Source organism: Pseudomonas sp. P116, from assembly GCF_020149425.1.
Taxonomy (GTDB): Bacteria; Pseudomonadota; Gammaproteobacteria; order Pseudomonadales; family Pseudomonadaceae; genus Aquipseudomonas; species Aquipseudomonas anatoliensis.
On record NZ_JACVHB010000003.1, the window covers coordinates 279596 to 304183 of the forward strand.

20 protein-coding genes are annotated in these 24588 nt (G+C 60.3%); 8 read left to right on the forward strand and 12 right to left on the reverse strand.

Annotation, left to right across the window (positions count from 1 at the left end):
- The first annotated feature begins 352 nt into the window (after positions 1-352).
- The 4 genes from ICA15_RS11700 (at position 353) to ilvD (ending at position 5734) form a co-directional block, all read left to right on the forward strand.
- Positions 353-1426 carry a SagB family peptide dehydrogenase gene (locus ICA15_RS11700; RefSeq protein ID WP_210553453.1) on the forward strand — a complete coding sequence of 358 codons (1074 nt, stop codon included), beginning with the start codon at positions 353-355 and terminating at the stop codon, positions 1424-1426.
- A complete protein-coding gene (locus ICA15_RS11705) occupies positions 1423-2400 on the forward strand; it encodes a diiron oxygenase (protein ID WP_210553452.1) in 978 nt (325 codons plus the stop codon). The genes ICA15_RS11700 and ICA15_RS11705 overlap by 4 nt, the downstream gene beginning before the upstream one ends.
- Positions 2393-3625 carry an MFS transporter gene (locus ICA15_RS11710; RefSeq protein WP_210553451.1) on the forward strand — a complete coding sequence of 411 codons (1233 nt, stop codon included), beginning with the start codon at positions 2393-2395 and terminating at the stop codon, positions 3623-3625. The genes ICA15_RS11705 and ICA15_RS11710 overlap by 8 nt, the downstream gene beginning before the upstream one ends.
- Positions 3626-3892: 267 nt before the next feature.
- A complete protein-coding gene (gene ilvD, locus ICA15_RS11715) occupies positions 3893-5734 on the forward strand; it encodes a dihydroxy-acid dehydratase (protein WP_210553450.1) in 1842 nt (613 codons plus the stop codon).
- Between the two features lie 190 nt (positions 5735-5924).
- Here the strand turns inward: ilvD and ICA15_RS11720 are convergent, their stop codons facing one another.
- On the reverse strand, positions 5925-6986 hold the full coding sequence (locus ICA15_RS11720) for a haloacid dehalogenase-like hydrolase (RefSeq protein ID WP_210553449.1): 1062 nt from the start codon (positions 6984-6986) through the stop codon (positions 5925-5927).
- A gap of 242 nt (positions 6987-7228) precedes the next feature.
- On the opposite strand from ICA15_RS11720, the gene ICA15_RS11725 reads away from it, so the two are divergent.
- Positions 7229-8620, forward strand: a complete 1392-nt coding sequence (locus ICA15_RS11725) for an L-cystine transporter (protein ID WP_210553448.1) — start codon at positions 7229-7231, stop codon at positions 8618-8620.
- Between the two features lie 90 nt (positions 8621-8710).
- On the opposite strand, the gene ICA15_RS11730 is transcribed toward ICA15_RS11725, so the two are convergent.
- Positions 8711-9223: a dihydrofolate reductase gene (locus ICA15_RS11730; protein ID WP_210553447.1), complete on the reverse strand. Its 513-nt coding sequence runs from the start codon at positions 9221-9223 to the stop codon at positions 8711-8713.
- An 85-nt stretch (positions 9224-9308) separates the two neighbouring features.
- On the opposite strand from ICA15_RS11730, the gene ICA15_RS11735 reads away from it, so the two are divergent.
- Positions 9309-10682, forward strand: a complete 1374-nt coding sequence (locus ICA15_RS11735; RefSeq protein ID WP_210553446.1) for a DUF2868 domain-containing protein — start codon at positions 9309-9311, stop codon at positions 10680-10682.
- Positions 10675-12051, forward strand: coding sequence for a GTPase/DUF3482 domain-containing protein (locus ICA15_RS11740; protein ID WP_150616773.1), 1377 nt, complete (start codon positions 10675-10677; stop codon positions 12049-12051). Before ICA15_RS11735 ends, ICA15_RS11740 begins: the two co-directional genes overlap by 8 nt.
- 103 nt (positions 12052-12154) lie before the next feature.
- Here the strand turns inward: ICA15_RS11740 and ICA15_RS11745 are convergent, their stop codons facing one another.
- From ICA15_RS11745 to ICA15_RS11775, 7 genes are all read right to left on the reverse strand, one after another.
- Positions 12155-12712 carry a phosphonate degradation HD-domain oxygenase gene (locus ICA15_RS11745; RefSeq protein WP_210553445.1) on the reverse strand — a complete coding sequence of 186 codons (558 nt, stop codon included), beginning with the start codon at positions 12710-12712 and terminating at the stop codon, positions 12155-12157.
- Positions 12712-13845 (reverse strand): TIGR03364 family FAD-dependent oxidoreductase, encoded by a 1134-nt coding sequence (locus tag ICA15_RS11750; RefSeq protein WP_210553444.1) that lies wholly within the window; start codon positions 13843-13845, stop codon positions 12712-12714. The genes ICA15_RS11745 and ICA15_RS11750 overlap by 1 nt, the downstream gene beginning before the upstream one ends.
- A gap of 118 nt (positions 13846-13963) precedes the next feature.
- Positions 13964-14989 carry a putative 2-aminoethylphosphonate ABC transporter substrate-binding protein gene (locus ICA15_RS11755; RefSeq protein ID WP_210553443.1) on the reverse strand — a complete coding sequence of 342 codons (1026 nt, stop codon included), beginning with the start codon at positions 14987-14989 and terminating at the stop codon, positions 13964-13966.
- Between the two features lie 34 nt (positions 14990-15023).
- Entirely contained in the window at positions 15024-16748 is a 1725-nt protein-coding gene (locus tag ICA15_RS11760) for a putative 2-aminoethylphosphonate ABC transporter permease subunit (RefSeq protein ID WP_210553442.1), read from the reverse strand.
- Positions 16748-17824 carry a putative 2-aminoethylphosphonate ABC transporter ATP-binding protein gene (locus ICA15_RS11765; protein ID WP_210553441.1) on the reverse strand — a complete coding sequence of 359 codons (1077 nt, stop codon included), beginning with the start codon at positions 17822-17824 and terminating at the stop codon, positions 16748-16750. The genes ICA15_RS11760 and ICA15_RS11765 overlap by 1 nt, the downstream gene beginning before the upstream one ends.
- Positions 17825-18017: 193 nt before the next feature.
- Entirely contained in the window at positions 18018-18881 is an 864-nt protein-coding gene (locus ICA15_RS11770) for a LysR family transcriptional regulator (RefSeq protein ID WP_150617037.1), read from the reverse strand.
- Between the two features lie 16 nt (positions 18882-18897).
- Complete coding sequence (locus ICA15_RS11775) at positions 18898-21207, reverse strand: heavy metal translocating P-type ATPase (RefSeq protein ID WP_210553440.1); 2310 nt, start codon at positions 21205-21207, stop codon at positions 18898-18900.
- A gap of 85 nt (positions 21208-21292) precedes the next feature.
- Here ICA15_RS11775 and cadR point away from each other — a divergent pair, with 85 nt between their 5' ends.
- On the forward strand, positions 21293-21742 hold the full coding sequence (cadR, locus tag ICA15_RS11780) for a Cd(II)/Pb(II)-responsive transcriptional regulator (protein ID WP_210553439.1): 450 nt from the start codon (positions 21293-21295) through the stop codon (positions 21740-21742).
- A gap of 122 nt (positions 21743-21864) precedes the next feature.
- Here the strand turns inward: cadR and ICA15_RS11785 are convergent, their stop codons facing one another.
- From ICA15_RS11785 to ICA15_RS11795, 3 genes are all read right to left on the reverse strand, one after another.
- The gene (locus ICA15_RS11785; RefSeq protein ID WP_034153704.1) at positions 21865-22836 is read right to left on the reverse strand and encodes a thymidylate synthase; all 972 of its coding nucleotides are present in this window, start codon (positions 22834-22836) and stop codon (positions 21865-21867) included.
- A 50-nt stretch (positions 22837-22886) separates the two neighbouring features.
- Positions 22887-23702, reverse strand: a complete 816-nt coding sequence (lgt, locus tag ICA15_RS11790; protein WP_210553438.1) for a prolipoprotein diacylglyceryl transferase — start codon at positions 23700-23702, stop codon at positions 22887-22889.
- A gap of 79 nt (positions 23703-23781) precedes the next feature.
- Complete coding sequence (locus ICA15_RS11795; protein WP_150616779.1) at positions 23782-24564, reverse strand: sulfite exporter TauE/SafE family protein; 783 nt, start codon at positions 24562-24564, stop codon at positions 23782-23784.
- Positions 24565-24588 lie beyond the last annotated feature (24 nt).

Sequence of the window (24588 nt, forward strand, 5' to 3'; positions counted from 1 at the left end):
ACTGCCGTCCGATTGACGTGCAGGACGTTTCCTCACGTCTTTTAATTATTGAAACTTTCCCTACAAAGTTCATCACCTGCTAAAGATCGCTCCGACAAAAATACTGGAATATTCCTACTTAATATCCCCTTGCCAATAATCCATTACAAACTATTATGAAGTTGTCACCACGAGGTGACTTCAACTATCAATGAACAAGGAGTTCACATCATGAAAAACATTTCTCTGGAAACCAACAAAATCGCAAACCTGGCTTTTCTGGTTGCGCCTAAAGCCCGTTAAATAAGTCGGGACGCTGGGGAGCGCCGGTCCCTCGGCGTCCTTTCGACTTTATCCAGAGTAAATGAACCCTATGTATATCAATCCTTATTTATTTATATTGCCACGTTCACCCGGACAAATAGTCTGGAACTACAAAGATCACACCCAACATGTTCTTGATCTGAATTATACGTCACGCCTTGCCCAACTAATAAACGATCCCGAGTTGTTTGACACACACAACATCATAGACACACAACTATTAAACGCGGGCATTCTAACCGTTTCAAAAATAGACAACCTGCATTGGGGCTGGGATGAACTGTCGAAGATTTATCATATCGGCACGCAAAACATTCCCTGCGAATACACCCCACAGAATACTCAAGAGTGGTCCAGGCAATACCTGGCGCACTGCGACGAAGTGCTGGCCACCCCGTCGCCCGCCAAAAACCGTCCGCAACACGAGGTTGAGCAACATATCTGTTTGCCCGACCCGGACGAATTGAGCGACGACAGCCTGGCTAACGCGCTGCTCCAGCGAAAAACCTGTCGCTCCTTTACCGGTGCAGCGATGACGCTCAATAACGTCAGCACTTTGCTTTACCTGACTCTCGGTTACCTGCGCGAACGCGACACCGATCGGGATGACAGCATCGCCGAAGACCTTTGCGCACGGCGCAGCAGTCCCTCCGGCGGTGGCCTGAACGCATGCGAAGGTTTTCTGCTGGTGCAGAACGTCGACGACCTGTCGCCCGGGATTTATGCCTATCACCCGGACGAACACTCCATCAGTCGAGTCAATCCATTGCCGTCATCGGCACTGGGCCAGTTGCTCGGTGGCCAGCATTTCATCAACAACCTGCCGCTGGGATTGTTCATCACGGCGCGGTTTGATCGGCTTTGGTGGAAGTATGGGCACTCCCGCGCTTATCGCATGGCGTTCGTTGAGGCCGGTCACTTGTCACAAACCTTTCAACTGGTTGCCACGGCACTGGGCCTGAACACCTGGTTGACCGGCGCGTTTGCCGATGAGCAAGTCGAAACACACCTCAAACTTGAGGGAAGCGCTGAACAGCCAATATTCTTTGTCGGCTGCGGGGAAAGCGATGGACAGGCAATGTGCCAGGAAATGCGCGAACTGTTGCGCGAGGTCCAGGCATGACCGTCCTCAGCGCCGATCCGAGCGAAGCGCCGACGTCCTGGGCGCTCAAATTCACCTTGGGAGACTGGGACAGCCGAGCCTCGGTCCGCACCAGCACTCATGACTATCAGTTGCCGGACGATGTGCAGCAACAATTGGAAAGTCGTTACTGGTTTCCATCGGACTTCCTGCCCTACCTGTCGCATCCTGCCATTCAAGCAGCAGGGCGTGATGTTATGCATAGGCTGACGGCCAATCATCTGGTGCACTTTCTCGACTACACCACCCTGCTCGAACACCGCATCGTCAATCGTGCGGTAGAAGTCATCATCCACCGGGAACTGCCGGTTCATGTGCCTCAAGCAATGAAGCACGCCGCGCTGCAGCTCTATACCGACGAGGGCTATCACGCGCTGTTTTCCGATCGTCTCGCCGATCAGATCGCCGGGTTCTACGGGATCATCGAACGTCCGGCGATGCCAAAGCGGATTACGCGCATGAACGCCCTGGTCGCCCGTACTTCGGAGAAAAACCGCCCACTGGTCTGGTTTCTGCTCGGCTTCGTCTCGGAAACCATCATTGCCCGGGAGCTGCTGGATGTCTGTCGCAACAGTCTGGTGTCCAGCGTCAACGAGATGCTGCGCGATCATCTGGCCGACGAAGCCCGCCACAGCCGCTACTTCGCCGAAGTGTTCCATTACCTGTGGCTGACCTTGAACAATCGCCAGCGAACCTTCGCCTCCAGATCGCTGTTGGAGATCATCGGGATGTTCTTCGAAGCCGACGAGCGCTGGTTGCAACAGAGCCTGCGTGGAGCAGGCATCACCGACAGTGCCGTGACCGACATCATCGCCAGCGTAACGGCGCCGCAAGCCACTCGACTGCGCGCACGCTCAGGTGCCACCGCCACATTGGACGCACTGAAAAAAGCCGGTTTTTTTGCCTGGCCCACCAACCAGCAACGCTTCGCCAAGGCAGGTCTGATCGATGGATAACAGAGAATCAGTGGCAAACGCCAAACGACGCCGTGGCGCGGTCAGCCTTTTATTGGCAATGGTGCTGCTTGGCGTGTTTCCGCTGGATGTCGTGCTGCCTTCATTTCCGGCACTGGCGACGCACTTTCGCACCACACCGAGCGACATTGCGCTGTCGATCAGTCTGTTCGCCGTGGGAATCGCGTTTGCCCAGGTCTTGATCGGGCCACTGTCCGACGTGATCGGGCGCAAGGGCTTGCTGCTCGCGGGCATGATCGTGTCGATACTCGGCGCTCTTGGTTGCGTGATGACCAGCGATTACACGCTGTTTCTGATATTTCGGGTTGTGCAGGCAGTGGGCTGCGGCTGTTTCGTGCTGTCCCAGGCGCTGGTGCAGGATCTGTTCGCGGGAGAAGAGCGCGATCGCCTGCGCATCCTGATGGTCACTGCAGGCGGGATATTCATTTCAGTTTCACCGCTGGCCGGCACCTTTCTGCAGGCCACCCTTGGCTGGCGCGGCAGTTTCTGGGTATTTATTGCGCTATCGACAGTGGTACTCGTCAAAGCCTGGTTGCTTCTGGACAACATTCGTCCGGCCAGCAACGGCGAACGACTGGGTTTCATACAGTCTTACCAACGGGTGCTGGGGAGTTTCGAGTTCGTCAGCTACTGGCTGATATCAGCGTTTGCCTTCGCCTGCCACTTCTCGTTCATCGTTATTTCGCCGCTGATCTTCATGGATCAATTGCAACTTGCGCCTTATGACTTTTCGCTGATTCTGCTGATTTACGGTGTTGCCTATGTTGCCGGCGGCATCATCGCCTCCTTGCTGAGTCGACGCATCACGCCCGGCCGGCAGATCATTATCGGGCTGAGTCTGATCCTGTCGTCGGGGCTGCTGACGCTGTATCTGGCGACCAATCATGCGCTGACCCCGATGGCTGTGCTGATCCCAATGCTGATTTGTACCGCTGGCACTACCATCTCCCGGCCGGCCGCTACTTCTCGGGCCATGGGCCTGTTTCCCGATAACGCCGGTACCTCCGCCTCGGCCGGCAGCACCATCGTTTTCATTTGCGGCGGATTGATCAGCGCGCTGATAAGCCTCAGTCCTGCCAATCTGCAATTCACGCTGGGCTACAGTTTCGTGCTGCTCAGTTGCGTGGCACTGGCATTGAACAGAGGCATCAGCCGTCGAGCAAAAAACCTTCAGACCAGCGCGATCGTGCAGCCGGACAGCGATTAATCCTGCCGGTCGTCACGCAACAGGCACCGTCGGCACTGCAACAACGCTTTGCGCCATTCCCTCCAGACGCCAGCGGTGTAGAATCGCCAGATTCATCGCCATTCATCCCCCGGCGGGTTTATGAGCTCAGGCTGAGGCAAGCGGCGATCCCGCAAAGTCATCGGCAACTTCAGGACACACGGCTATTTCTGAGTGTTCCAGACGTCAATAGAAGCTCTCTCCCCTTTTGCACCTGATTAGTAAGTGATTAGCCGCCCGGAGTGCTCCATGCCAGATTATCGTTCGAAAACATCCACCCACGGCCGCAACATGGCCGGCGCCCGCGCATTGTGGCGCGCCACCGGGATGAAAGATGACGACTTCAAAAAGCCGATCATCGCCATTGCCAACTCATTCACCCAGTTCGTACCGGGCCATGTGCACCTGAAGGATCTGGGCCAGTTGGTCGCCCGTGAAATCGAACGCGCCGGTGGCGTGGCCAAGGAATTCAACACCATCGCCGTGGACGACGGCATCGCCATGGGCCACGACGGCATGCTCTATTCGCTGCCGAGCCGCGAGATCATCGCCGACTCCGTCGAGTACATGGTCAACGCCCACTGCGCCGACGCCATCGTCTGCATCTCCAACTGCGACAAGATCACCCCGGGCATGTTGATGGCTGCGTTGCGCCTGAACATTCCGGTGATTTTCGTTTCCGGCGGGCCGATGGAAGCCGGCAAGACCAAACTCGCCTCCCACGGCCTCGACCTCGTCGATGCCATGGTCATCGCCGCCGACGCCAGCGCTTCTGACGAGAAAGTCGCTGAATACGAGCGCAGCGCCTGCCCTACCTGCGGCTCGTGCTCCGGCATGTTCACCGCCAACTCGATGAACTGCCTGACTGAAGCCCTTGGTCTTGCACTGCCGGGCAACGGTTCGACCCTCGCTACCCACAGCGACCGCGAACAACTGTTCCTGCAGGCCGGCCGCACCATCGTCGAGCTGTGCAAGCGCTACTACACAGAGGACGACGAGTCGGTATTGCCGCGCAACATCGCCAATTTCAAGGCGTTCGAGAACGCGATGATGCTCGACATCGCCATGGGCGGTTCGACCAACACCATCCTGCATTTGCTGGCTGCTGCCCAGGAAGCCGAAATCGCTTTCGACCTGCGTGACATTGATCGCCTGTCGCGCATCGTGCCGCAGCTGTGCAAAGTCGCGCCGAACATCCAGAAGTACCACATGGAAGATGTGCACCGTGCCGGCGGCATCTTCAGCATCCTCGGTTCGCTGGCCCGGGGCGGCCTGCTGCACACTGACCTGCCGACCGTGCACAGCCGCAGCATGGAAGAAGCCATCGCCAAGTGGGACATCACCCAGACCACCGATGAAGCCGTGCATCACTTCTTCAAGGCGGGCCCGGCGGGCATCCCGACCCAGACTGCATTCAGCCAGTCGACGCGTTGGGAAAGCCTCGATGACGACCGTGAAAACGGCTGCATCCGTAGCTTCGAGCACGCCTATTCGAAAGAAGGTGGCCTGGCCGTGCTCTACGGCAACATCGCGCTCGATGGCTGCGTGGTGAAAACCGCTGGCGTCGACGAGTCGATCCACGTCTTTGAAGGCAACGCGAAAATCTTCGAAAGCCAGGACAGCGCCGTACGCGGCATCCTCGCCGACGAAGTGAAAAAAGGCGACATCGTCATCATTCGCTACGAAGGCCCGAAAGGTGGCCCGGGCATGCAAGAAATGCTCTACCCGACTTCGTACCTGAAATCCAAAGGACTGGGCAAAGCGTGCGCCCTGCTTACCGACGGCCGTTTCTCCGGCGGTACCTCGGGTCTGTCCATCGGCCACGCTTCGCCAGAAGCCGCGGCAGGCGGTGCGATTGGCCTGGTGCAGGATGGCGACAAGGTGCTGATCGACATTCCAAATCGCTCGATCAACCTGTTGGTCAGCGACGAAGAACTGGCCGCACGCCGGATTGAGCAGGACAAGAAAGGCTGGAAACCGGTGGAAATCCGTCCACGCAAAGTCACCACCGCCCTTAAGGCTTACGCCCTGCTGGCAACCAGTGCCGACAAAGGCGCTGTGCGTGACAAGGCGATGCTCGACGGGCTGTAAGCCTCGACAGCAAAAACAAAAATGCCCCGCCAAAGTGCGGGGCATTTTTTTGCCTGGCCGATTCAGTCGGTGACCATGACGGCCCCATCGCGGGCAAGCCCGCTCCCACAGGGATCTGTGTGACCACAAATTTGTGGTTCGCCCCGATACCTGTGGGAGCTGGCTTGCCAGCGATTGGAGCGACTCGGTATTACTGAATTTCCTCAGGCTTGACGATCACCCAGTTCTTGTCCGCCGTCACCGGCAATCCTTCCTTGGCCTGCGCCGCCGCATGCTTGGCCATCATGCCGTTGATTTGCGTCATGTACTTGTCCTTGCGGTTGATCCACAAGTGAATACCGCCCTTGGCCACGTCGACATCGTGGAACAGCATGTAGCCGTCGCTGGTGGGCGTATCGCCGCCGACCAATACCGGTTTTTTCCACTCATCGATGTAGGTCAGGATGGCTGCGTGCTTGCCGGCCATCCAGGTCGCCGGGGTCCACAGGTATGGGGTCAGTTCCAGACCAAGGTTGGCCTTCTCGTCGTATTTGCCCGCAGTGATTTGCTTACGCGCAGTGGTCAGCTCATTGGTTTCGCGGTTCTTCAGCAGCAGACTCACGCCGATGACGTTTTGCGGTTTGACGTTGTAGCCGTACTTGGGATCCGCCGCGACCATGCGTACCAGTTCTTCAGAGGCGGCGGTCATCACGTAGACCTCGATGCCGTTCTCCATCAGCTTGTTGTACAGCTCTTGCTGGCCGGTAAAGATCTTCGGCGGATTGACGTCGAGTTTCTTCACCACATCGCCTTCGTAATACGTGGCCGGCACCGGTTTGCCCGAAGCCATCAGCTCATCGACGTAGCCTTTGAGTTCCTTGAGGGTGAAGCCGGCGAACACCTGCGCCACCCACGGGTAGCAGACCATGTCGTCAACTTCGCAGAGACGATAGTAGTAACTGAACAGGCTTTCCTTGTGGTCGGCGGTGTCCTTGAACGGCATCAGTTTCAGGGAGGGGTCGAGTTTGTCGCGGGTGATCAGGCCCTTGTTTTCCATGAACGGCAACAAGGACTCTTCGAGGTCGTAGCGGTAACTGGTGTTGTCCATGTCGAACACCGCGTAGTTACCTTTGTTGGCGTTGGCCGCAATCATCGCGTCCAGCGCCTTGGCCTGATCGGCCGGCCAGTGTTTCAAGTCGGTAGCGAAGGCCTGAGTGGCCAGGCCCATCCCCACTGTCAGTGCGACAGCCAGAAATTTCGGTGCGAACTTCATCGGCGCTTTCTCCCTGATCTAAAAGCATCGACGCTAACAAATACGTGTGACAGTCCTCGTCTGTCAGCGACCGCCCCCGCCCCTGTTTGCGCCAAATGCATTGCTGTGAGCGACACACGCTTATTCCAAAAACGACGGACACCATACGTTTTCGGTATTAAATCATTAGTTTTCAAGCTGTTAGGCTTGCCGGTTCGCAGCAGCCCCGGAAGGCTGTTGGCAAAGACTTTCCTGGAGTTCTCATGAATCTACCGTTGATTCTCAACCTGCTGGTGTTCCTCGCCCTGCTCTTCGGTCTGGCGCAAACTCGCCACACCTCGTGGAGCCTGGCGAAAAAAGTCCTGCTCGCGCTGGCCCTCGGCGTGGCATTCGGCGTTGCGCTGCACAGCATTTACGGTGCCGGCAACCCGGTGCTGAAAGCTTCGATCGGCTGGTTCGATCTGGTCGGCAACGGCTACGTGCAGTTGCTGCAAATGATCGTCATCCCGCTGGTGTTCGCCTCGATCCTCAGCGCCGTGGCCCGGCTGCACAACGCGTCGTCGTTGGGCAAGATCAGCTTCCTGACCATCGGTACGCTGCTGTTCACCACCGCGATTGCGGCGCTGATCGGTATCGGCCTGACCAACCTGTTCGGCCTCACCGCCGAAGGTCTGGTCGCCGGCACGCAGGAAATGGCCCGTCTGCAAACCATTCAGACTGACTACGCCGGCAAGGTTGCCGACCTGAATGTGCCGCAACTATTGCTGTCGTTCATCCCGCAAAACCCGTTCGCCGACCTGGCCCGGGCCAAGCCGACCTCGATCATCAGTGTGGTGATCTTCGCGGCGTTCCTCGGGGTTGCCGCGCTGCAACTGCTCAAGGATGACGTCGAAAAAGGTCAGAAAGTGATCAACGCCATCGACACCCTGCAAGCCTGGGTGATGCGTCTGGTGCGTCTGGTGATGAAGCTGACCCCGTACGGCGTGCTGGCGCTGATGACCAAAGTCGTCGCCGGTTCCAACCTGCAAGACATCATCAAGCTCGGCAGTTTCGTCGTGGTCTCGTACCTCGGCCTGGGCCTGATGTTTGTTGTGCACGGCTTGCTGGTGTCGGCGGCCGGGATCAACCCGCTGCGTTTTTTCCGCAAGATCTGGCCGGTGCTGACGTTCGCGTTCACCAGTCGCTCCAGTGCAGCGAGCATTCCGCTGAGCATCGAAGCGCAGACCCGTCGTCTGGGTATTCCGCAGTCTGTGGCGAGTTTTGCTGCTTCGTTCGGTGCGACTATCGGTCAAAACGGCTGCGCAGGTCTGTACCCGGCGATGTTGGCGGTGATGGTTGCACCGACTGTCGGCATCAACCCGCTGGATCCGCTGTGGATCGCCACGCTGGTAGCGATTGTGACTCTGAGTTCGGCCGGTGTGGCGGGCGTGGGTGGCGGCGCGACGTTTGCAGCGCTGATCGTGCTGCCGGCGATGGGTTTGCCGGTGTCTTTGGTGGCGCTGCTGATTTCGGTTGAGCCGCTGATCGACATGGGTCGTACGGCGTTGAACGTGAGTGGTTCGATCACGGCGGGTGCGATTACCAGCCAGGTGATGCAGCAGACGGATAAAGAACTGCTGGATGCGGATGAGCATGCGGAGTTGGCGCAGGCTTGATGTAAAGCAAGATCAAAAGATCGCAGGCTTCGCCAGCTCCTACAGGGGAAATGCGAACACCCTGTAGGAGCTGCCGCAGGCTGCGATCTTTTAGGCCCTCTCCCAAACCTCGAAGTTGTAATCGGGCTTATCGCCCTCAGCCGGATTAACCACGTTCGACACCAGTTTCCACTGGTTCAAATCGAACTCCGGAAACCACGCATCGCCTTCCGGGCTCAGCGCCACACGGGTCAGGTACAGACGATCCGCCTGCGCCAGCCCTTGCGCATACAACTGCGCCCCGCCAATCAGCATCAGCTCATCGACGCCCTGCGCTTTCGCCCACTCTTCAGCGCGAACCACCGCCGCTTCCAGCGACGGATAAACCTCGGCACCTTCGAGCACCAGACCGGCCTGACGGCTGACCACGATGTTCAAGCGCCCCGGCAGCGGGCGACCGAGCGAGTCCCAGGTCTTGCGACCCATGATGATCGGCTTGCCCAAGGTCGTGGCCTTGAAGTATTTGAAGTCGCCCGGCAGGTGCCAGGGCATGCTGTTGTCGACGCCGATCACACGGTTTTCACCGAGGGCTGCGATCAGGCTGAGGGGGAGTGATTTAGTCATGCCGGCGAGGATACCAGAGCCTCGCTTACCCCGATAAGCGCCACAGCGGTTATGCTCTCGACTCAATTGAGCGACGGAATGGCGCGTGACAGAACTGACTCCACTGCAAAACCTCTGGCTGACTGAAACCGTGCGCCTGCGCGAAGAACACGCAGGCCCTCTGGATGATCTGGAAGCCAATCGCCTGGCCCGCGCGGCCGGTGGCGATCTGCCGAGCCGCATTCAACGCCGTGCGTTGTGGCTGGCCGAGCGTGACGGACTGACCGCAGCCCTCAAACACTGGCTGCAAGGCGCGCGTCTGGCGTTGGTGTTGCTGATGATACTGGCGATGTTGAGTGGCGCCGGTCTGGCGTTCGCCGCGCTGGGCCAGACGCCGGTCAATGTGTTCTGGGCCTTGGGCAGCCTGCTCGGGCTGAACCTGATTCTGCTTTTGAGCTGGGCGCTGGGGCTGATTTTTGCCGGCGAACACGGCGCCACCCTCGGACGACTGTGGTTGTGGCTGAGCGAAAAACTCGCCCGCGACGCCAAAGCCGCACAACTGGCGCCGGCCCTGCTGTTGATGCTGCAACGCAAAAAACTCAATCGCTGGGCGCTCGGTGCACTGGTCAACGGCCTGTGGTTGCTGGTAATGCTCAGCGCGTTGGTTCTGCTGCTGACGCTGATGGCGACGCGGCGTTACGGCTTCGTCTGGGAAACAACCATTCTCAGCGCCGATACCTTCATTCACGTCACACAGGCCCTCGGTCATCTGCCATCGTTGCTGGGGTTCAACGTGCCGACCGTAGACATGATCCGCGCCAGCGGCGACGGCGCTCTCGATATCGAAAGCGCTCGTCAGGCGTGGGCGACATGGCTGGTCGGCGTGCTGGTGGTTTATGGCGTGTTCCCGCGCCTGATGTTGGCGCTGTTGTGCTTCTGGCGCTGGAACAGCGGCAAAGCGGCACTGCATCTGGATCTGAACCTGCCCGGCTACGCCCAACTGCGCGAACGCCTGATGCCGAGCAGTGAGCGCCTCGGTGTCAACGACCCCGAGCCGGCGCAGATGCATCGCGTCGAAAGCGGCGTCAGCGAACACGCCAGCGAAGGCGCGTTGCTGGTCGCGATCGAACTCGACGAGCAGCGCCCATGGCCACCCGCGCTGCCGAAAAACGTCAGCAACGCCGGCATTCTCGACAGCCGCGAGTCGCGCCATAAACTACTCGAACAACTCAGCCGTTTTCCACCGGCGCGGCTGGCCATCGCCTGCGATCCACAGCGCTCGCCGGATCGCGGCAGCCTCGCGCTGATTGCCGAACTGGCGCGCAGCGCTGGCGCAACTCGCGTGTGGCTACTGCAACCGCCGCCCGGTGCAGCGCTGGATGCCGAACGTCTCGGCGACTGGCACATCGCGCTGCAACAGCTTGAGCTGGAGTTTGCCGACAGCGCACCGCTGAACTGGCTGGAGACCGGACATGACTGACGCCCGCAAAGCCCCGCTGAAACTGGCAGTGGTCGGCCACACCAACGTCGGCAAGACGTCGCTGTTACGCACGCTGACCCGCGATGTCGGCTTCGGCGAAGTCTCGCACCGGCCAAGCACCACGCGGCATGTCGAAGGCGCGCGGTTGTCGGTGGACGGCGAGCCGTTGCTCGACCTCTACGACACACCGGGGCTGGAAGACGCCATCGCCCTGCTGGATTTTCTCGAACGCCTGGAACGCCCCGGCGAACGCCTTGATGGCCCGGCGCGGCTGGCGCGATTTCTCGACGGCAGCGAGGCACGCCAGCGCTTCGAGCAAGAAGCCAAGGTGCTGCGACAACTGCTCGCCTCGGATGCCGGTTTGTATGTGATCGACGCTCGTGAACCGGTGTTGGCCAAATATCGCGATGAGCTGGAAGTGCTGGCCAGTTGCGGCAAGCCGCTGCTGCCGGTACTGAATTTCGTCAGCAGTGCCAACCATCGCGAGCCGGATTGGCGCGAGGCGTTGGCGCGACTGGGCCTGCATGCGCTGGTGCGTTTCGACAGCGTCGCGCCGCCGGAGGATGGCGAGCGGCGGTTGTATGAAAGCCTCGCGCTGCTGCTGGAAAATGCGCGGCCACAACTGGAACGCTTGATCGCCGATCAACAGGCTCAGCGTCTCGCACGCCAGCAAAGTGCCGCACGACTGATCGCAGAATTGCTGATCGACTGCGCCGCGTGCCGACGCAGCGTAGTCAGTGAAGCCGAGCAGGAACAGCAAGCCATCAGCGAACTGCGCAAGGCTGTGCGTCAACGCGAACAGAAGTGTGTTGAGGCGTTGCTCAAGCTGTACGCGTTTCGCCCGCAGGATGCGGCGGCCAGTGATTTGCCGTTGCTGGACGGGCGCTGGGGCGATGACCTGTTCAATCCGGAGACCTTAAAGCAGCTCGGTGTACGGGTTGGCGGCGGTATCGCTGCCGGCGCGGCGGCGGGTGCCGGGGTGGATTTGCTGGTCGGCGGGATTACCCTCGGGGCCGCAGCGCTGGCCGGTGCGATTGCCGGCGGTGCGCTGCAAACGGCGCGCAGTTATGGCAGTCGCTTGCTCGGCAAGATCAAAGGGCAACGGGAATTGACCGTGGATGACGGGGTGCTGCGGTTGTTGGCGTTGCGACAGCGGCAATTGCTGCTGGCACTTGATCAGCGCGGGCACGCGGCGATGGACGCGGTTCAGGTGGCCACACCGCAGGACAAGACTTGGCGCGAGGGCAAGTTGCCCGAGGCGCTAAGCAAGGCGCGGGCGCATCCGCAGTGGTCATCGCTCAATCCGCACGCGAAGTTGAATCAGGGGGAAAGGCAGGAGCAGATTGAGTCTCTGGCTGTAGATTTGTAGCGCTTGATCTGGCGCCATCGCGAGCAGGCTCACTCCTACAATGGATCGCGCTCATCTTGTAGGAGTGAGCCTGCTCGCGATAGCCGCAACTCAGTCTAGAGACTCAAATTGTCAGCAGCCGCGCCGCTTTCTCCTTCAATACATCCAAATCAATCACCGCCACCGCCCTCTCCTTGGCCAACTCATCCCACTGGCGCATGCGCAAACTCACCGCGCACAACGGATCCCGTTCAAATACCTCAGCTTCGGCCTCGGTCATCACCCCGCCCTGATACTCCAGCGTGCGCCGACTCGCTTCACTCAACCGATCGAAATACCCGGGCTCGCGTAACGTCAGGTAACGCTTGGCCTGCACGTGATATTCCACCAGCCGCGCCATGCGTTCGCTGAATCCGGCCTCACGCAAATAATCCGCCCCGAGCCGTTCATGGCTGACCACGCCATAACCGCCCATGTTCTCCGCGCCCTCGGCACACAAATGGCCGATGTCATGAAAGAACGCCGCCAGCACCACTTCGTCGTCGAAGCCCTCGGCGATAGCCAGTTCGGCCGCCTGGGACATGTGCTCGATCTGCGACACCGGTTCGCCGATGTAATCACGTGTGCCGAAGCGTTCATACAACCCGAACACCCTCGCCACGATTTGCTCATGACCTGCCATCAAACTTCCTCCAGCAATTGCGCCACATTGCGTTCGGCCATTGCCGGACCAACGCTCATACCGACGCCGGTGTGCATCAACGCCACACTCAAACCCGGTGCCGGGCGCAAGAACGAAAACGGCCCCGGCCCCCGAGAACCATAGACGCCCTGCCAGCGCTCGACCACTTGCACCTTGCAACCCAGGGTCTGTTCGGCCAGCTCAAGCATCCAGGTGTCGACTTGTTCGGCGTTGAACGGTGATGGGTCGCTGCCGTAATGGTGCGAGTCGCCGATGATCAACTCGCCATACGGCGTCGGGCTGATCAGCAGGTGGATGCCGTTTTCGTGCAGGTGCGGTTGCTCACGCAAAATCTGCGCTTGTACCGCCGCCGCTTCCGGCAGATCGGCGAAGGCGCCGTAGTGCACGCAGCTCAGGCCGGTGAGCAAGGCGTGTTGCAGATTCAACTCGACTTGCGGTTTGGCGCGAAGCATTTGCAGGCGACAGATTTGCGGGTCGAGCGCGGCAATCGGCTCGGCCAGCAATGTCTGATAATCGTGACCGGAGCAGACGATGATCTGCTTGGCAGTGAACGCGCCGGCCGTGCTTTGCAGGCGTCCGGGCTCGACATCGCGCACCAGCGTGGAGAATTGGAATTCGACACCGAGGTCGCGACGCAGATAGTCGATCAGCGCCGGAATGGCTTCGCGCGAGTACAGCTGTTGATCGTCCATCCCGTGTAACGCGGCGCGGTGGTGGCTGAACTGGCCGTTGTACAGATCGCGCAATGCGGCGCCGCGCAGCAAGTCGACGTTGTAACCGTGTTCAACGGCGCGGCGGCTGCAAAAGGCTTCGAGCAGATGCTCTTCGGCTTCGTTGCGGGCGAACAGGTACGAGCCGTTACGCTTGATTTGTAGCCCGGCGAGTTGTGCCCAATCGCCCCAGATGTCGCGGCTTGCCTTGGCCAATTCGAGCATTTGGCCGGGCGGTTGGCCGGTGACCAATGCCTGGCCGAAATTGCGCACCGAAGCGCCGAGTGGCGTGGCGGTGCGTTCGAATACGACGACCTTGAGACCGCGTTTGGCGGCGGCGTAGGCGTGAGAGAGGCCGAGGATGCCGGCGCCGACGATCAGCAGGTCTTTGTGTTGTGTCATCTGGATATTTCCCTGAATTCAGAACCGCTATCGCGAGCAGGCTCACTCCTACAATTGGAATGCGTTCCCATGTAGGAGTGAGCCTGCTCGCGATGAGGCCCTGTCAGATTGCGAAGATTTACTTGGCGGCGACTTTTTCGGACTTGCCGTCATAGCGCTTGCGCCACTCGGTCAGGATTTCGTCGCGGTTCTTCGAGGCCCAGGCGAAGTCGTTCTTGATCAGACGCTGCTCGTAGTCGTCCGGCAATTCGGTCTGCGGCTTGGCGATGCCCGGCTGCGCGAGGACGGCAAAGTTCTCTTTGTACAAGTCCATGGCTTCGGCGCTGGCGGAGAAGTCAGCGAGTTTCTTCGCGGCCTCTTCATGCGGCGTGCCTTTGATCACGGCGGTCGCTTCGATCTCCCAGCCCAGACCTTCCTTCGGCAGGATGATGTCCAGTGGCGCGCCCTGACGCTTCAACTGAACTGCCGGGTATTCAAAGGAAATGCCGATCGGGAATTCGCCGGCCGCGGCCAGTTTGCATGGCTTGGAACCGGAGTGAACGTACTGGCCGATGTTCTGATGCAGGCCATCCATGTAGGCCCAGCCCTGTTTCTCGCCGAAGGTTTGCAGCCAGGCGCTGACGTCGAGGAAGCCCGTGCCGGACGAGGCCGGGTTAGGCATGACGATCTTGCCTTTGTACTCAGGTTTGGTCAGGTCCTGCCAGCTCACGGGCTTGGTCAGACCCTGCTTTTCGGCCTCAATCGTGTTGAAGCAAATGGTCGCGGCCCAGACGTCCATGCCGACCCAGGCTGGCGGGTTGGCGGCGTCGCGGTAGTTCGCGCCGATCTTGCCCAGATCCTTTGGCGCGTAGCTTTGCAGCATGCCTTGCTGATCGAGAATAGCCAGGCTGGACGCCGCCAGCCCCCATACGGCGTCGGCCTGCGGACGGGCCTTTTCGGCCAGCAGTTTGGCGGTGATGATCCCGGTGGAATCGCGCACCCACTTGATCTCGACGTCCGGGTTGGCCTTTTCGAAGGCCTCCTTGTAGGTCTTCAACTGTTCGGCTTCGAGGGCGGTGTACACCGTCAACTCGGTTTTTGCCGCGAAGGCATTCAGGCTGAAAGTAGCGAGCACAGCAGCGGCCAGGGCCATAGGCTTGAACATGATCGGTATCCTGTCTTTGAGTTGAGGGTGTAAGTCAGTGACCGGGCGCGGTTTGCCGCCAGGCCTGGGAGCGGCGCAACAAGCCGCGCGAAGCCCACGCCAGCAGCAAGGACACGCCCGCCGAGGTGAACAGAATCAGGGTCGACATCGCCGCCGCGCCGCCGACGTTGCCGGCGTCATCCATGTTCAGCACCGCCACCGCTGCGAGGATGGTGTCGGGGCTGTAGAGGAAGATCGCGGCGGACACGGTGGTCATCGCCGAGACGAACAGGTAGCGCACGATGTCCAGCAACGCCGGCAGGCAGATCGGCACGGTCACGCGCAGGTAATGCCGGTACAGCGGCGCCTTGAGCGACAGCGCGGCGGCTTCGAACTCGGCGTCGAGTTGGCGCAGCGCGGTGGTCGCGGTCATTTGTGCGGTGGTCAAATAGTGAGCGATGGTGCAGACGATCAGCAGCGTCATCGTCCCGTAGAGCACGTGCAGTGGATTGCCGGTCAGGTTGAAAAAGAAGACGTAACCCAGACCGAGCACCAGCCCCGGCACCGCCATCGGGATGAAACTCAGCATGCGCAACGCCAGGTTGAGGCCGCGCTGAGTGCGGGTCTTCTCCATCAGATAAGCGCCGGTGAAGATCAGCACGCTGCCGATCAGCGCCGTGCCCAACGCCATCTTCAAGCTGTTGCTGTAGGCCAGCCAGCCACCGCCGGCCGTCTCGTTGAACTGGTAGTGATTGAGCGACAGCGACAGGTTGTACGGCCAGAACTTCACCAACGAGGAGAACACCGCCATGCCGAACACCAGCAGCAACGCCGCGCTGATCAACAGGACAATCGCCAGATAGCAGCTATCGCGCAGTTTCGACGGTGCCGGTTTGAACACCTGAGCGCGACCGCTCATGGAGTCGCCGTGACGGCGGCGCAGCCAGGCATCAACCCCGAAGCTGAACAGCGCCGGCAGCAACAGCACCATGCCGATCAACGCGCCACGACCGAATTGCTGCTGGCCGACTACCGCTTTGTAAGCTTCCAGCGCCAGCACTTGATAGTCACCACCCACCACCACCGGCACACCGAAGTCGGTGATGGTCAAAGTGAACACCAGACAGAACGCGGCGAACACAGCCTGACGCGTCGCCGGCCAGGTGATGCTGCGAAAGGCTTTGGCGGGACTGGCGCCCATGCTCGACGCGGCATCGAACAAGCGCGCATCGGCCAGCGACAATGCCGAGAGCAGAATCATCAGCGCATGGGGAAAGGTGTAAATCACCTCACCCAGCACAATTCCCCAGAACCCGTAAATGTTGTCCGAGAGCAGCCCGCGCAACATGCCTTGGTTGCCGAACAGATAAACCAGCGCAATGCCCGGCAACATCGACGGCGCCATCAGCGGCAGCAGGGAAATCCCGCGCCAGATGCCCTTCGCCGGAATCAATGTGCGTTGCAGTGCGTAGGCAAACAGGTAGGCCAGCGGTACGACGATGGCCGCAACACTGAGGGAAACTTTCAGGCTATTGCCGAGCAGCCAGTGGAAATTCTCGCTGGTCACCAATTCCTTCGCCGCGACCCAACCACCGCCCTGCCCGGCCTCGCCGCTGAAACCACGCCAGAAGATCGCGAGCAACGGCAGCAACACCGCAACGCCGAGCAATACCAGCAACAGAACTTTGCCGCCGACGACAAAAATGCGGTCGCCGATCTCGGCTTTCGAGGACTGTCGCACCTGCTTGTGCGGTAGCGGCAGCGCGAGGTTGCTGTTCATCAGGCAAACACCTGCAGGCTGCGCGGCGGCAAGGCGACCATGATCTGCTGGGCGCCGAGGCGCGGCATGGCTTCCGGCGCCAGCTCGGCGAGCAGTGCGTGGCCCGGCAATTGATCGAGTTCGAAACTCATGCGGCAGCGGTTGCCGAGGAAGGTGATCTCACGGACTTTCGCCGGAAAGAGGTTTTCCTCATGCACCAGCGGATTGACGTTGATCGCTTCCGGGCGGCAGAACAAACGGCCCGACGCACGCTGGACGCTGCCGTCACTCAGGCGCAGGTTCATCCCGCCGACCTGGGCGTGGCTTTCGCTGCTGCGCTGAAACGGCAGCCAGTTGCCCTGACCGACAAACTCGGCCACGAACGGCGTGGCCGGGCGGTTGTAGATTTCCTGCGGGGTGGCGTATTGCTCGACACGGCCGTTGTTCATCACCGCGATGCGATCCGCCACCAGCATGGCTTCGTCCTGATTGTGGGTGACCATCAGGGTGGTGATGCCGAGGTTGCGTTGCAGTTGGCGCAGTTCGGTGCACAGATGCTCGCGGACTCGGGCATCGAGGGCCGACATCGGTTCATCGAGCAGCAGCAACGACGGCGCCGGAGCCAAGGCTCGAGCGAGCGCAACGCGCTGTTGCTGACCGCCGGACAATTGGCCGGGGTACTTTTTCTCACTGCCGATAAGGCCGACCAGCTCCAGCATCTGACCGACGCGACGGCGTACTTCCTCGCGACCACTGCCGGCGAGGCCGTAGGCAATGTTCGCTTCGACGGTCAGATTGGGGAACAGCGCGTAGGACTGGAACAGAATCCCGTAGTCGCGAGCTTGCGGGGCGAGGTGCGAGACGTCGCGATCACCGAGATAGAGTTCGCCGCTGTCCTGCTTCTCCAGACCGGCGATGCAGCGCAGCAGTGTGGTCTTGCCGCAGCCCGAGGGGCCGAGCAGGCACACTAGCTCACCGGCGGCGACGTCGAGGGAGACGTTATCCAGCGCGGTGAACGCGCCGAAGCGCTTCTGCACGCTGCGCACTTTCATCGGTGCACCGGGGTTGGTCAGGGCAGTTGCAATGGCAGGATTCATGGACAGACCTCATCAAGCAGATGAGGCCAATCCTAGGGTTGTAATGCGTCCGTCATGTGGCAGTGAGGCAAAAACGGCCGATAGTGGTATTCGGGGATTTTGGTTGAAAGTCAAAAGATCGCAGCCTTCGGCAGCTCCTACATTGGAATGCGTCCCCCTGTAGGAGCTGCCGAAGGCTGCGATCTTTTGATCTTCAGGCCGGGGACATCTCTTGCGCCAACCCGAGAAACGCCGCCGGCAACCGCGCGCCCTTGCGCTCCTTGAGGCAATAAAGGTACTCAGGAATCTGCGGCGCATTCTCGATGGTCAGCACGCGCAACTGCGGGTCATGCGGTACTTCCTGCCGGGCAATGATGCTGATGCCGATGTTGCGCAGCACCGCCTCGCGAATCGACTCACGACTGCCAATCTCCAGCAACGGCCCGAAACTCACCCCGGCACCGGCCAGCAATTCTTCAGTCAGCCGCCGTGTGGTCGAGCCGGACTCACGCATCAGCAAGGTATGTCCGGCCAGTGCGCTCAGCGCCACATGCTCATGCACCGCCAACGGATGATTGCGATGCACCGCCAATACCAGCGGGTCAGTACCGAGCACCCGGCGAATCAGCCGCGCGTCATCGAGCAACTGCGAGGACGCCGCGATATCCACGCGGTAATCCTCCAGCGCTTCGAGCACTTGCTGCGAGTTGCCGATTTCCACCGACACTTCCACCTGCGGCAGGCGCTCGCGAAAAGTCTTCACCAGATCGAGTATGTAATACGGCGCAGTGGCGGCGATACGCAACGTGCCCTGCACCTGACCGCTGTTGCGCAGGAAGAACTCGATGTCCGCCTCTTGCTGCAACAGCGTCTTGACCATCGGCAGCAACCGCGCGCCTTCGTCGCTGACGCTCAGACGCCGACCGCCACGGTAGAACAGCTCCACCGAATACTGGCTTTCCAGATTGCGGATCTGCGTGGTCACGGTCGGTTGGCTGAGGCCGAGCTTTTTCGCCGCCAGCGTGATGCTGCCCAGGCGGGCCACCATGTAAAACGCCTTCAGCTCGGCACTCAGCACAACCATCCCTCATCGTTTATTTGCGCAGCAGGCGCAAACCATTGAACACCACCAACAGACTCACGCCCATGTCGGCAAACACCGCCATCCACATGGTGGCGAGCCCGGCGAAGGTTACCCCAAGAAAGATCGCTTTGATCACCAGAGCCAACGCGATGTTCTGTTTCAGGATGCTGGCGGTATTGCGCGACAGGCTGATGAATGCCGGAATCTTGCGCAGATCGTCGTCCATCAGGGCGACATCGGCGGTTTCAATCGCGGTGTCGGTACCCGCAGCGGCCATGGCAAAACCGATCTCGGCGCGGGCCAGCGCCGGGGCGTCGTTGATGCCGTCGCCAACCATGCCGACGCGATGGCCCTGCTTGTACAGGTCTTCGATGGCTTGCAGTTTGTCGGTCGGCAGCAAATCACCGCGCGCTTCATCAATGCCGACCTGCGCCGCAATCGCCTGCGCGGTGTGGACGTTGTCGCCAGTCAGCATCAGGGTTTTCACGCCCAGTGCATGCAACTGACGGATCGCCTCGCGGCTGGTTTCCTTAACGGTGTCGGCCACGGCAAACAGCGCCAGCGGGCCAGACTTGTCGAGTAGCAGCACCACGGACTTGCCCTGTTTCTCCAGCGCGAAGAGCTTTTCTTCCAATTGCGGCGAGCACAGTCCCAGCTCTTCAACCAGACGATGGTTGCCCAAGTGATAGGTCTGACCGTTGATATCGCCCTTCACGCCCCGCCCGCCGAGCGCTTCGAAGTTATCCACATTCAGCGCGGCGAAGTTTTTATCCACAGCGGCTTTGGCGATGGCCAGCGACACCGGGTGATCGGAGCGCCCGGCCAACGCAGCGGCAATCGCGGGGGCCATGGCATCGGCCGTCGGATCAAGGGACAGGTAATCGGTCTGCACCGGTTTGCCATGGGTGATCGTCCCGGTTTTATCCAGCGCCAGATAGTCGAGCTTGAAACCGCCCTCCAGGTACACGCCGCCCTTGACCAGAATGCCTTTGCGCGCCGCTGCCGCGAGGCCGCTGACGATGGTCACCGGGGTGGAAATTACCAATGCACATGGGCACGCCACCACCAACAACACCAGCGCGCGGTAGATCCAGTCGAACCACACCGCGCCCATGAACAGCGGCGGAATGATCGCGACCGCCAAGGCAAATACGAACACCACTGGCGTGTAGATTTTCGAGAATTGATCGACGAAGCGCTGAGTCGGTGCACGTGCACCTTGGGCTTGCTCGACGGCGTGAATAATCCGCGCCAGGGTCGAGTTGTTTGCCGCAGCGGTCACTGCGTATTCCAGCGAACCTGCCTGGTTGATGGTGCCGGCGAAGACTTTGTCGCCCACGGTTTTCTCCACCGGCAGGCTCTCGCCAGTGATCGGCGCCTGATCGATGGTCGAGTTGCCGCTGACGACTTCACCGTCCAGCGCAATACGCTCACCGGGTTTAACCCGCACGCGGGCGCCGAGTTCGACGCTTTTCACTTCCTGCTCGAGCCAGGTGCCGTCAGCCTGCTGCACGGTCGCCTGTTCCGGGGTCATCTGCATCAGGCCGCTGATCGCGTTACGCGCCCGATCCAGCGAGCGGGCCTCAATCAACTCGGCCACGGTGAACAGGAACATCACCATCGCCGCTTCCGGCCACTGACCGATAAGGATGGCGCCGGTGACGGCAATGCTCATCAGCGCATTGATGTTGAGGTTGAAGTTTTTCAGGGCGATCCAGCCCTTTTTATAGGTGGTCAGGCCACCGCTGAGGATCGACACCAGCGCGATAATCGCCACCACCCAGGTCGGCGCGGCGTTGGTGAAGTGGATGACTTCAGCCGCCAATGCGCCAACGCCCGAGAGAGCCAGCGGCCACCAGTGCTTTTTCACCGGAGCCGGCGCCGGCGCTTCGACGCCCGCCTCCAGCGGCTCGGCGTGCATGCCGATGGATTTGATCGCGTCGATGATCGGCGCGGTGTCCGGCAGATTGTGGGTCACGCCGAGCACGCGGTTGATCAGGTTGAATTCCAGTTGCTCAACGCCAGCGAGTTTGCCGAGTTTGTTCTGGATCAGCGTCTGCTCGGTCGGGCAGTCCATCGCCTCGATACGGAAACTGCTCAGCCGCGCGTCGGCACTGGTCTTTTCGCTGAGTTGCACCAATGCAGGCGCCGCCGCTTTCGACGAGCAGCAGGAGTCTTCGCTCGAATGAACCGGTGCAGGCGCAGCCGTTTTCGACCCGCAGCAGGAATCGCCGCCATGGGCATGTTTATGCACAGGCTGCAGCTTATGACTGTGATCGTGCCCGTCGCCGGGCTTGTGGGTGTGCTGGGAATCGCTCATCGGGTCGCGTCCATGAAGGTGCCTGTTGCCAAGTAAAGACCCTGTAGCCACTATAGGGTCAAGCACCCTTTTGGAGATTGCCGTCATGAAGATCGGAGAACTGGCCAAACTGACCGATTGCGCCGTGGAAACCATCCGCTACTACGAACGTGAAAGCCTGCTGCCGGAGCCGGCCCGCAGCGACGGCAACTACCGCGTCTACACCCAGGCCCACGCCGAACGCCTGACCTTCATCCGCAACTGCCGCACCCTCGACATGACCCTCGAAGAAATCCGCAGCCTGCTGACGTTACGCGACAGCCCGCAGGATCAATGCGAAAGCGTCAATGCACTGATCGACGAACACATCCAGCACGTGAAGGCGCGAATTGATGGATTGTTGGCGTTACAGACGCAACTGCTCGACCTGCGCCAACGCTGTGGCGAAGGGCCGATGGCCGATCAATGCGGGATTTTGCAGCGACTGGAAGTGAGTGGCGGGGTTGTTGCGACGGAAGTCGAGCATTCCCATGTGGGCCGTAGCCACGGCCATTGAAAACACCGAATATCCCTGTGGGAGCTGGCTTGCCAGCGATAGCGGTCTGTCAGCCACATTAATGTTAAATGTGCCGCCGCAATCGCTGGCAAGCCAGCTCCCACAGGTTTAATGGCAGACCTTCAGACCGCCATTGGCGCAGTCATCGGCGCGTGGTGTTCATAACCTTCCAGCGAGAAATCGCTCGGCTCCACCAGTTCCAGCCATTCCGGCTGATACACACCGGTCTTGGCAAACTCCGGCACGCGATCCGAGATTTTCAGCTTCGGCATGGCGAACGGCTCGCGCTTGAGCTGTTCGTTGAGCATGTCGAGGTGGTTCTCGTAGACGTGCGCATCACCGATGAAATAGGTGAACCAGCGCGGCGTGTAACCGGTGAGGCGCCCGATCAGGCTCAGCAGCGCGGCTCCCTCGGTCAGGTTGAACGGCGTGCCCAGACCCAGATCGTTGGAGCGGATGTAGAGGGTCAGAGAAATCTCTTTGGTCTCGACATTCGGGTGGAACTGGTACAGCAGATGGCACGGCGGCAAGGCCATTTCATCAAGCTGAGCAACGTTCCAGCCGTGGAACAGAATGCGGCGACTGCCCGGATCGTTGATGATCGTATCGACGCACTGGCGCACCTGATCGATGGCTTTGTACAGCACCACGTAGGCCTGGCCGTCTTCTTCGCCCTGAGCGATTTGCTTGTAGCCGTTGCTCAAGGTTTGTTCGATGGCGGCGGTGTTGCTCAGCGGGATCTGCTTGTACGCGGGCCATTTGCGCCATTGCACGCCGTAGATTTCGCCGAGGTCGTCGTCGCCCTGACGGAACGGGTTGGCCAGCCACTGCGCGTTTTCGTTGGCGTTCTGATCCCAGACCTTGCAGCCCAACGCGCGGAATTCAGCGGCGTTGTTCACGCCACGCAGAAACCCGCACATTTCGCCGATGGCCGATTTGAAGGCCATCTTGCGCGTGGTGATCGCCGGGAAACCTTCCTGCAGATCGAAACGCAGCATCGCACCCGGAAAACTGATGGTGTTGATGCCGGTACGGTTGGCCTGCTTGGTGCCGTTCTGAATGACGTGCGAGACCAGTTCGAGATATTGCTTCATGAGTTACCTGTGTCCTTTGAGCCCCGGCGTCGCGCGCCGGGGTTCGTAGTTTAAGCCGTCGGCGCGAGTGGTGCTGCCGGCGCGCGACGATAGGCCAGCCAGATCAGGAACAACCCGCCGACGATCATCGGTACGCACAGCACCTGGCCCATGGTCAGCCAGTTCCAGGCCAAATAACCGAGTTGCGCGTCCGGCACGCGGACGAATTCGACGATGAAACGGAAGATGCCATAAAACAGCGCGAACATGCCGGAGATGGCCATGGTCGGCCGTGGCTTGCGCGAGTAAAACCAGAGAATGGCGAACAGCGCCACGCCTTCGAGCGCGAATTGATACAACTGCGACGGGTGACGCGGCAGTTGCGCCGGATCACTGAACGGCGGGAAGACCATGGCCCACGGCACGTCGGTCGCCTTGCCCCACAACTCGGCGTTGATGAAGTTGCCGATGCGCCCGGCGCCCAGACCGATCGGCACCATTGGCGCGACGAAGTCCATCAACTGGAAGAACGACTTGCCGTTACGCTTGCCGAACCACAACGCTGCCAGCATCACGCCGATGAACCCACCATGGAACGACATACCGCCCTTCCACACTTCGAAAATCAGCGTCGGGTTGGCGATGTAGGCGCTCAGATCGTAGAACAGCACATAGCCCAGTCGCCCGCCGACAATCACGCCCATCGACAGCCAGAAGATAAGATCGGAGAGCTTCTCTTTGGACCAGGTCGGGTCGAAACGGTTAAGCCGGCGCGATGCCAGCAGCCACGCACCGCCGATGCCGACGAGGTACATCAGACCGTACCAGTGGATTTTCAGCGGACCGATGGCCAGGGCCACCGGGTCGATCTGCGGGTAAGGCAGCATTGCGACTCCTCGTTAGAGTTGAAAGCAGAATTCCCGGGCGACGCTGCCACCTCAGGATTAAGCCAGGATTGCCACGCGGTCAAAGCAGAAAGCTTAATCCCACGCAGAACAGCAAAGCGGCGAACAGTCTTTTCAGCAACTTCGCCGACAACCGATGGGCCAGCCGCGCGCCGAAACGCGCGAAGACCATGCTGGTCAGGGCAATGCCCAGCAGCGCCGGCAAATAGATAAAGCCGAGACTATGGGCCGGCAACCGCGCATCGTGCCACCCCAAAATCATGAAACTTAAAGCGCTGACCAGCGCAATCGGCAGCCCGCAGGCCGACGACGTGGCGACCGCTTGTTGCATCGGTACGCTGCGCCAGGTCAAAAAAGGCACGGTCAGCGAGCCGCCACCGACGCCGAAAATCGCCGAAGCCCAGCCAATCACGCTACCGGCCGCTGCCAGCACGACTTTGCCTGGCACCGTGCGGCTGGCCTTGGGTTTGACGTCCAGCGCAAGTTGCACCGCGATCACCAAGGCAAACACGCCAATGATTTTCTGCAGGTTCGGACCGGAAATGGCTTCGGCAGTCACGGCGCCCAAACCAGCACCGATCAGGATCCCGACCGCCATCCAGACAAAAATCGGCCACTGCACCGCACCTCGTCGATGATGCTCACGCACGGCGTTGACCGAGGTGAAGATGATCGTCGCCAGCGAAGTACCGACCGCCAGATGCGTGAGGATCGACTGATCAAAGCCCTGCAAGGTGAAACTGAACACCAGCACCGGGACAATGATGATCCCGCCGCCAACCCCGAACAGCCCGGCCAACACGCCCGCACAGGCGCCCAGCGCCAGATAAAGCAGAAATTCCATGACCGTCTCCCTGACGCATCCGCA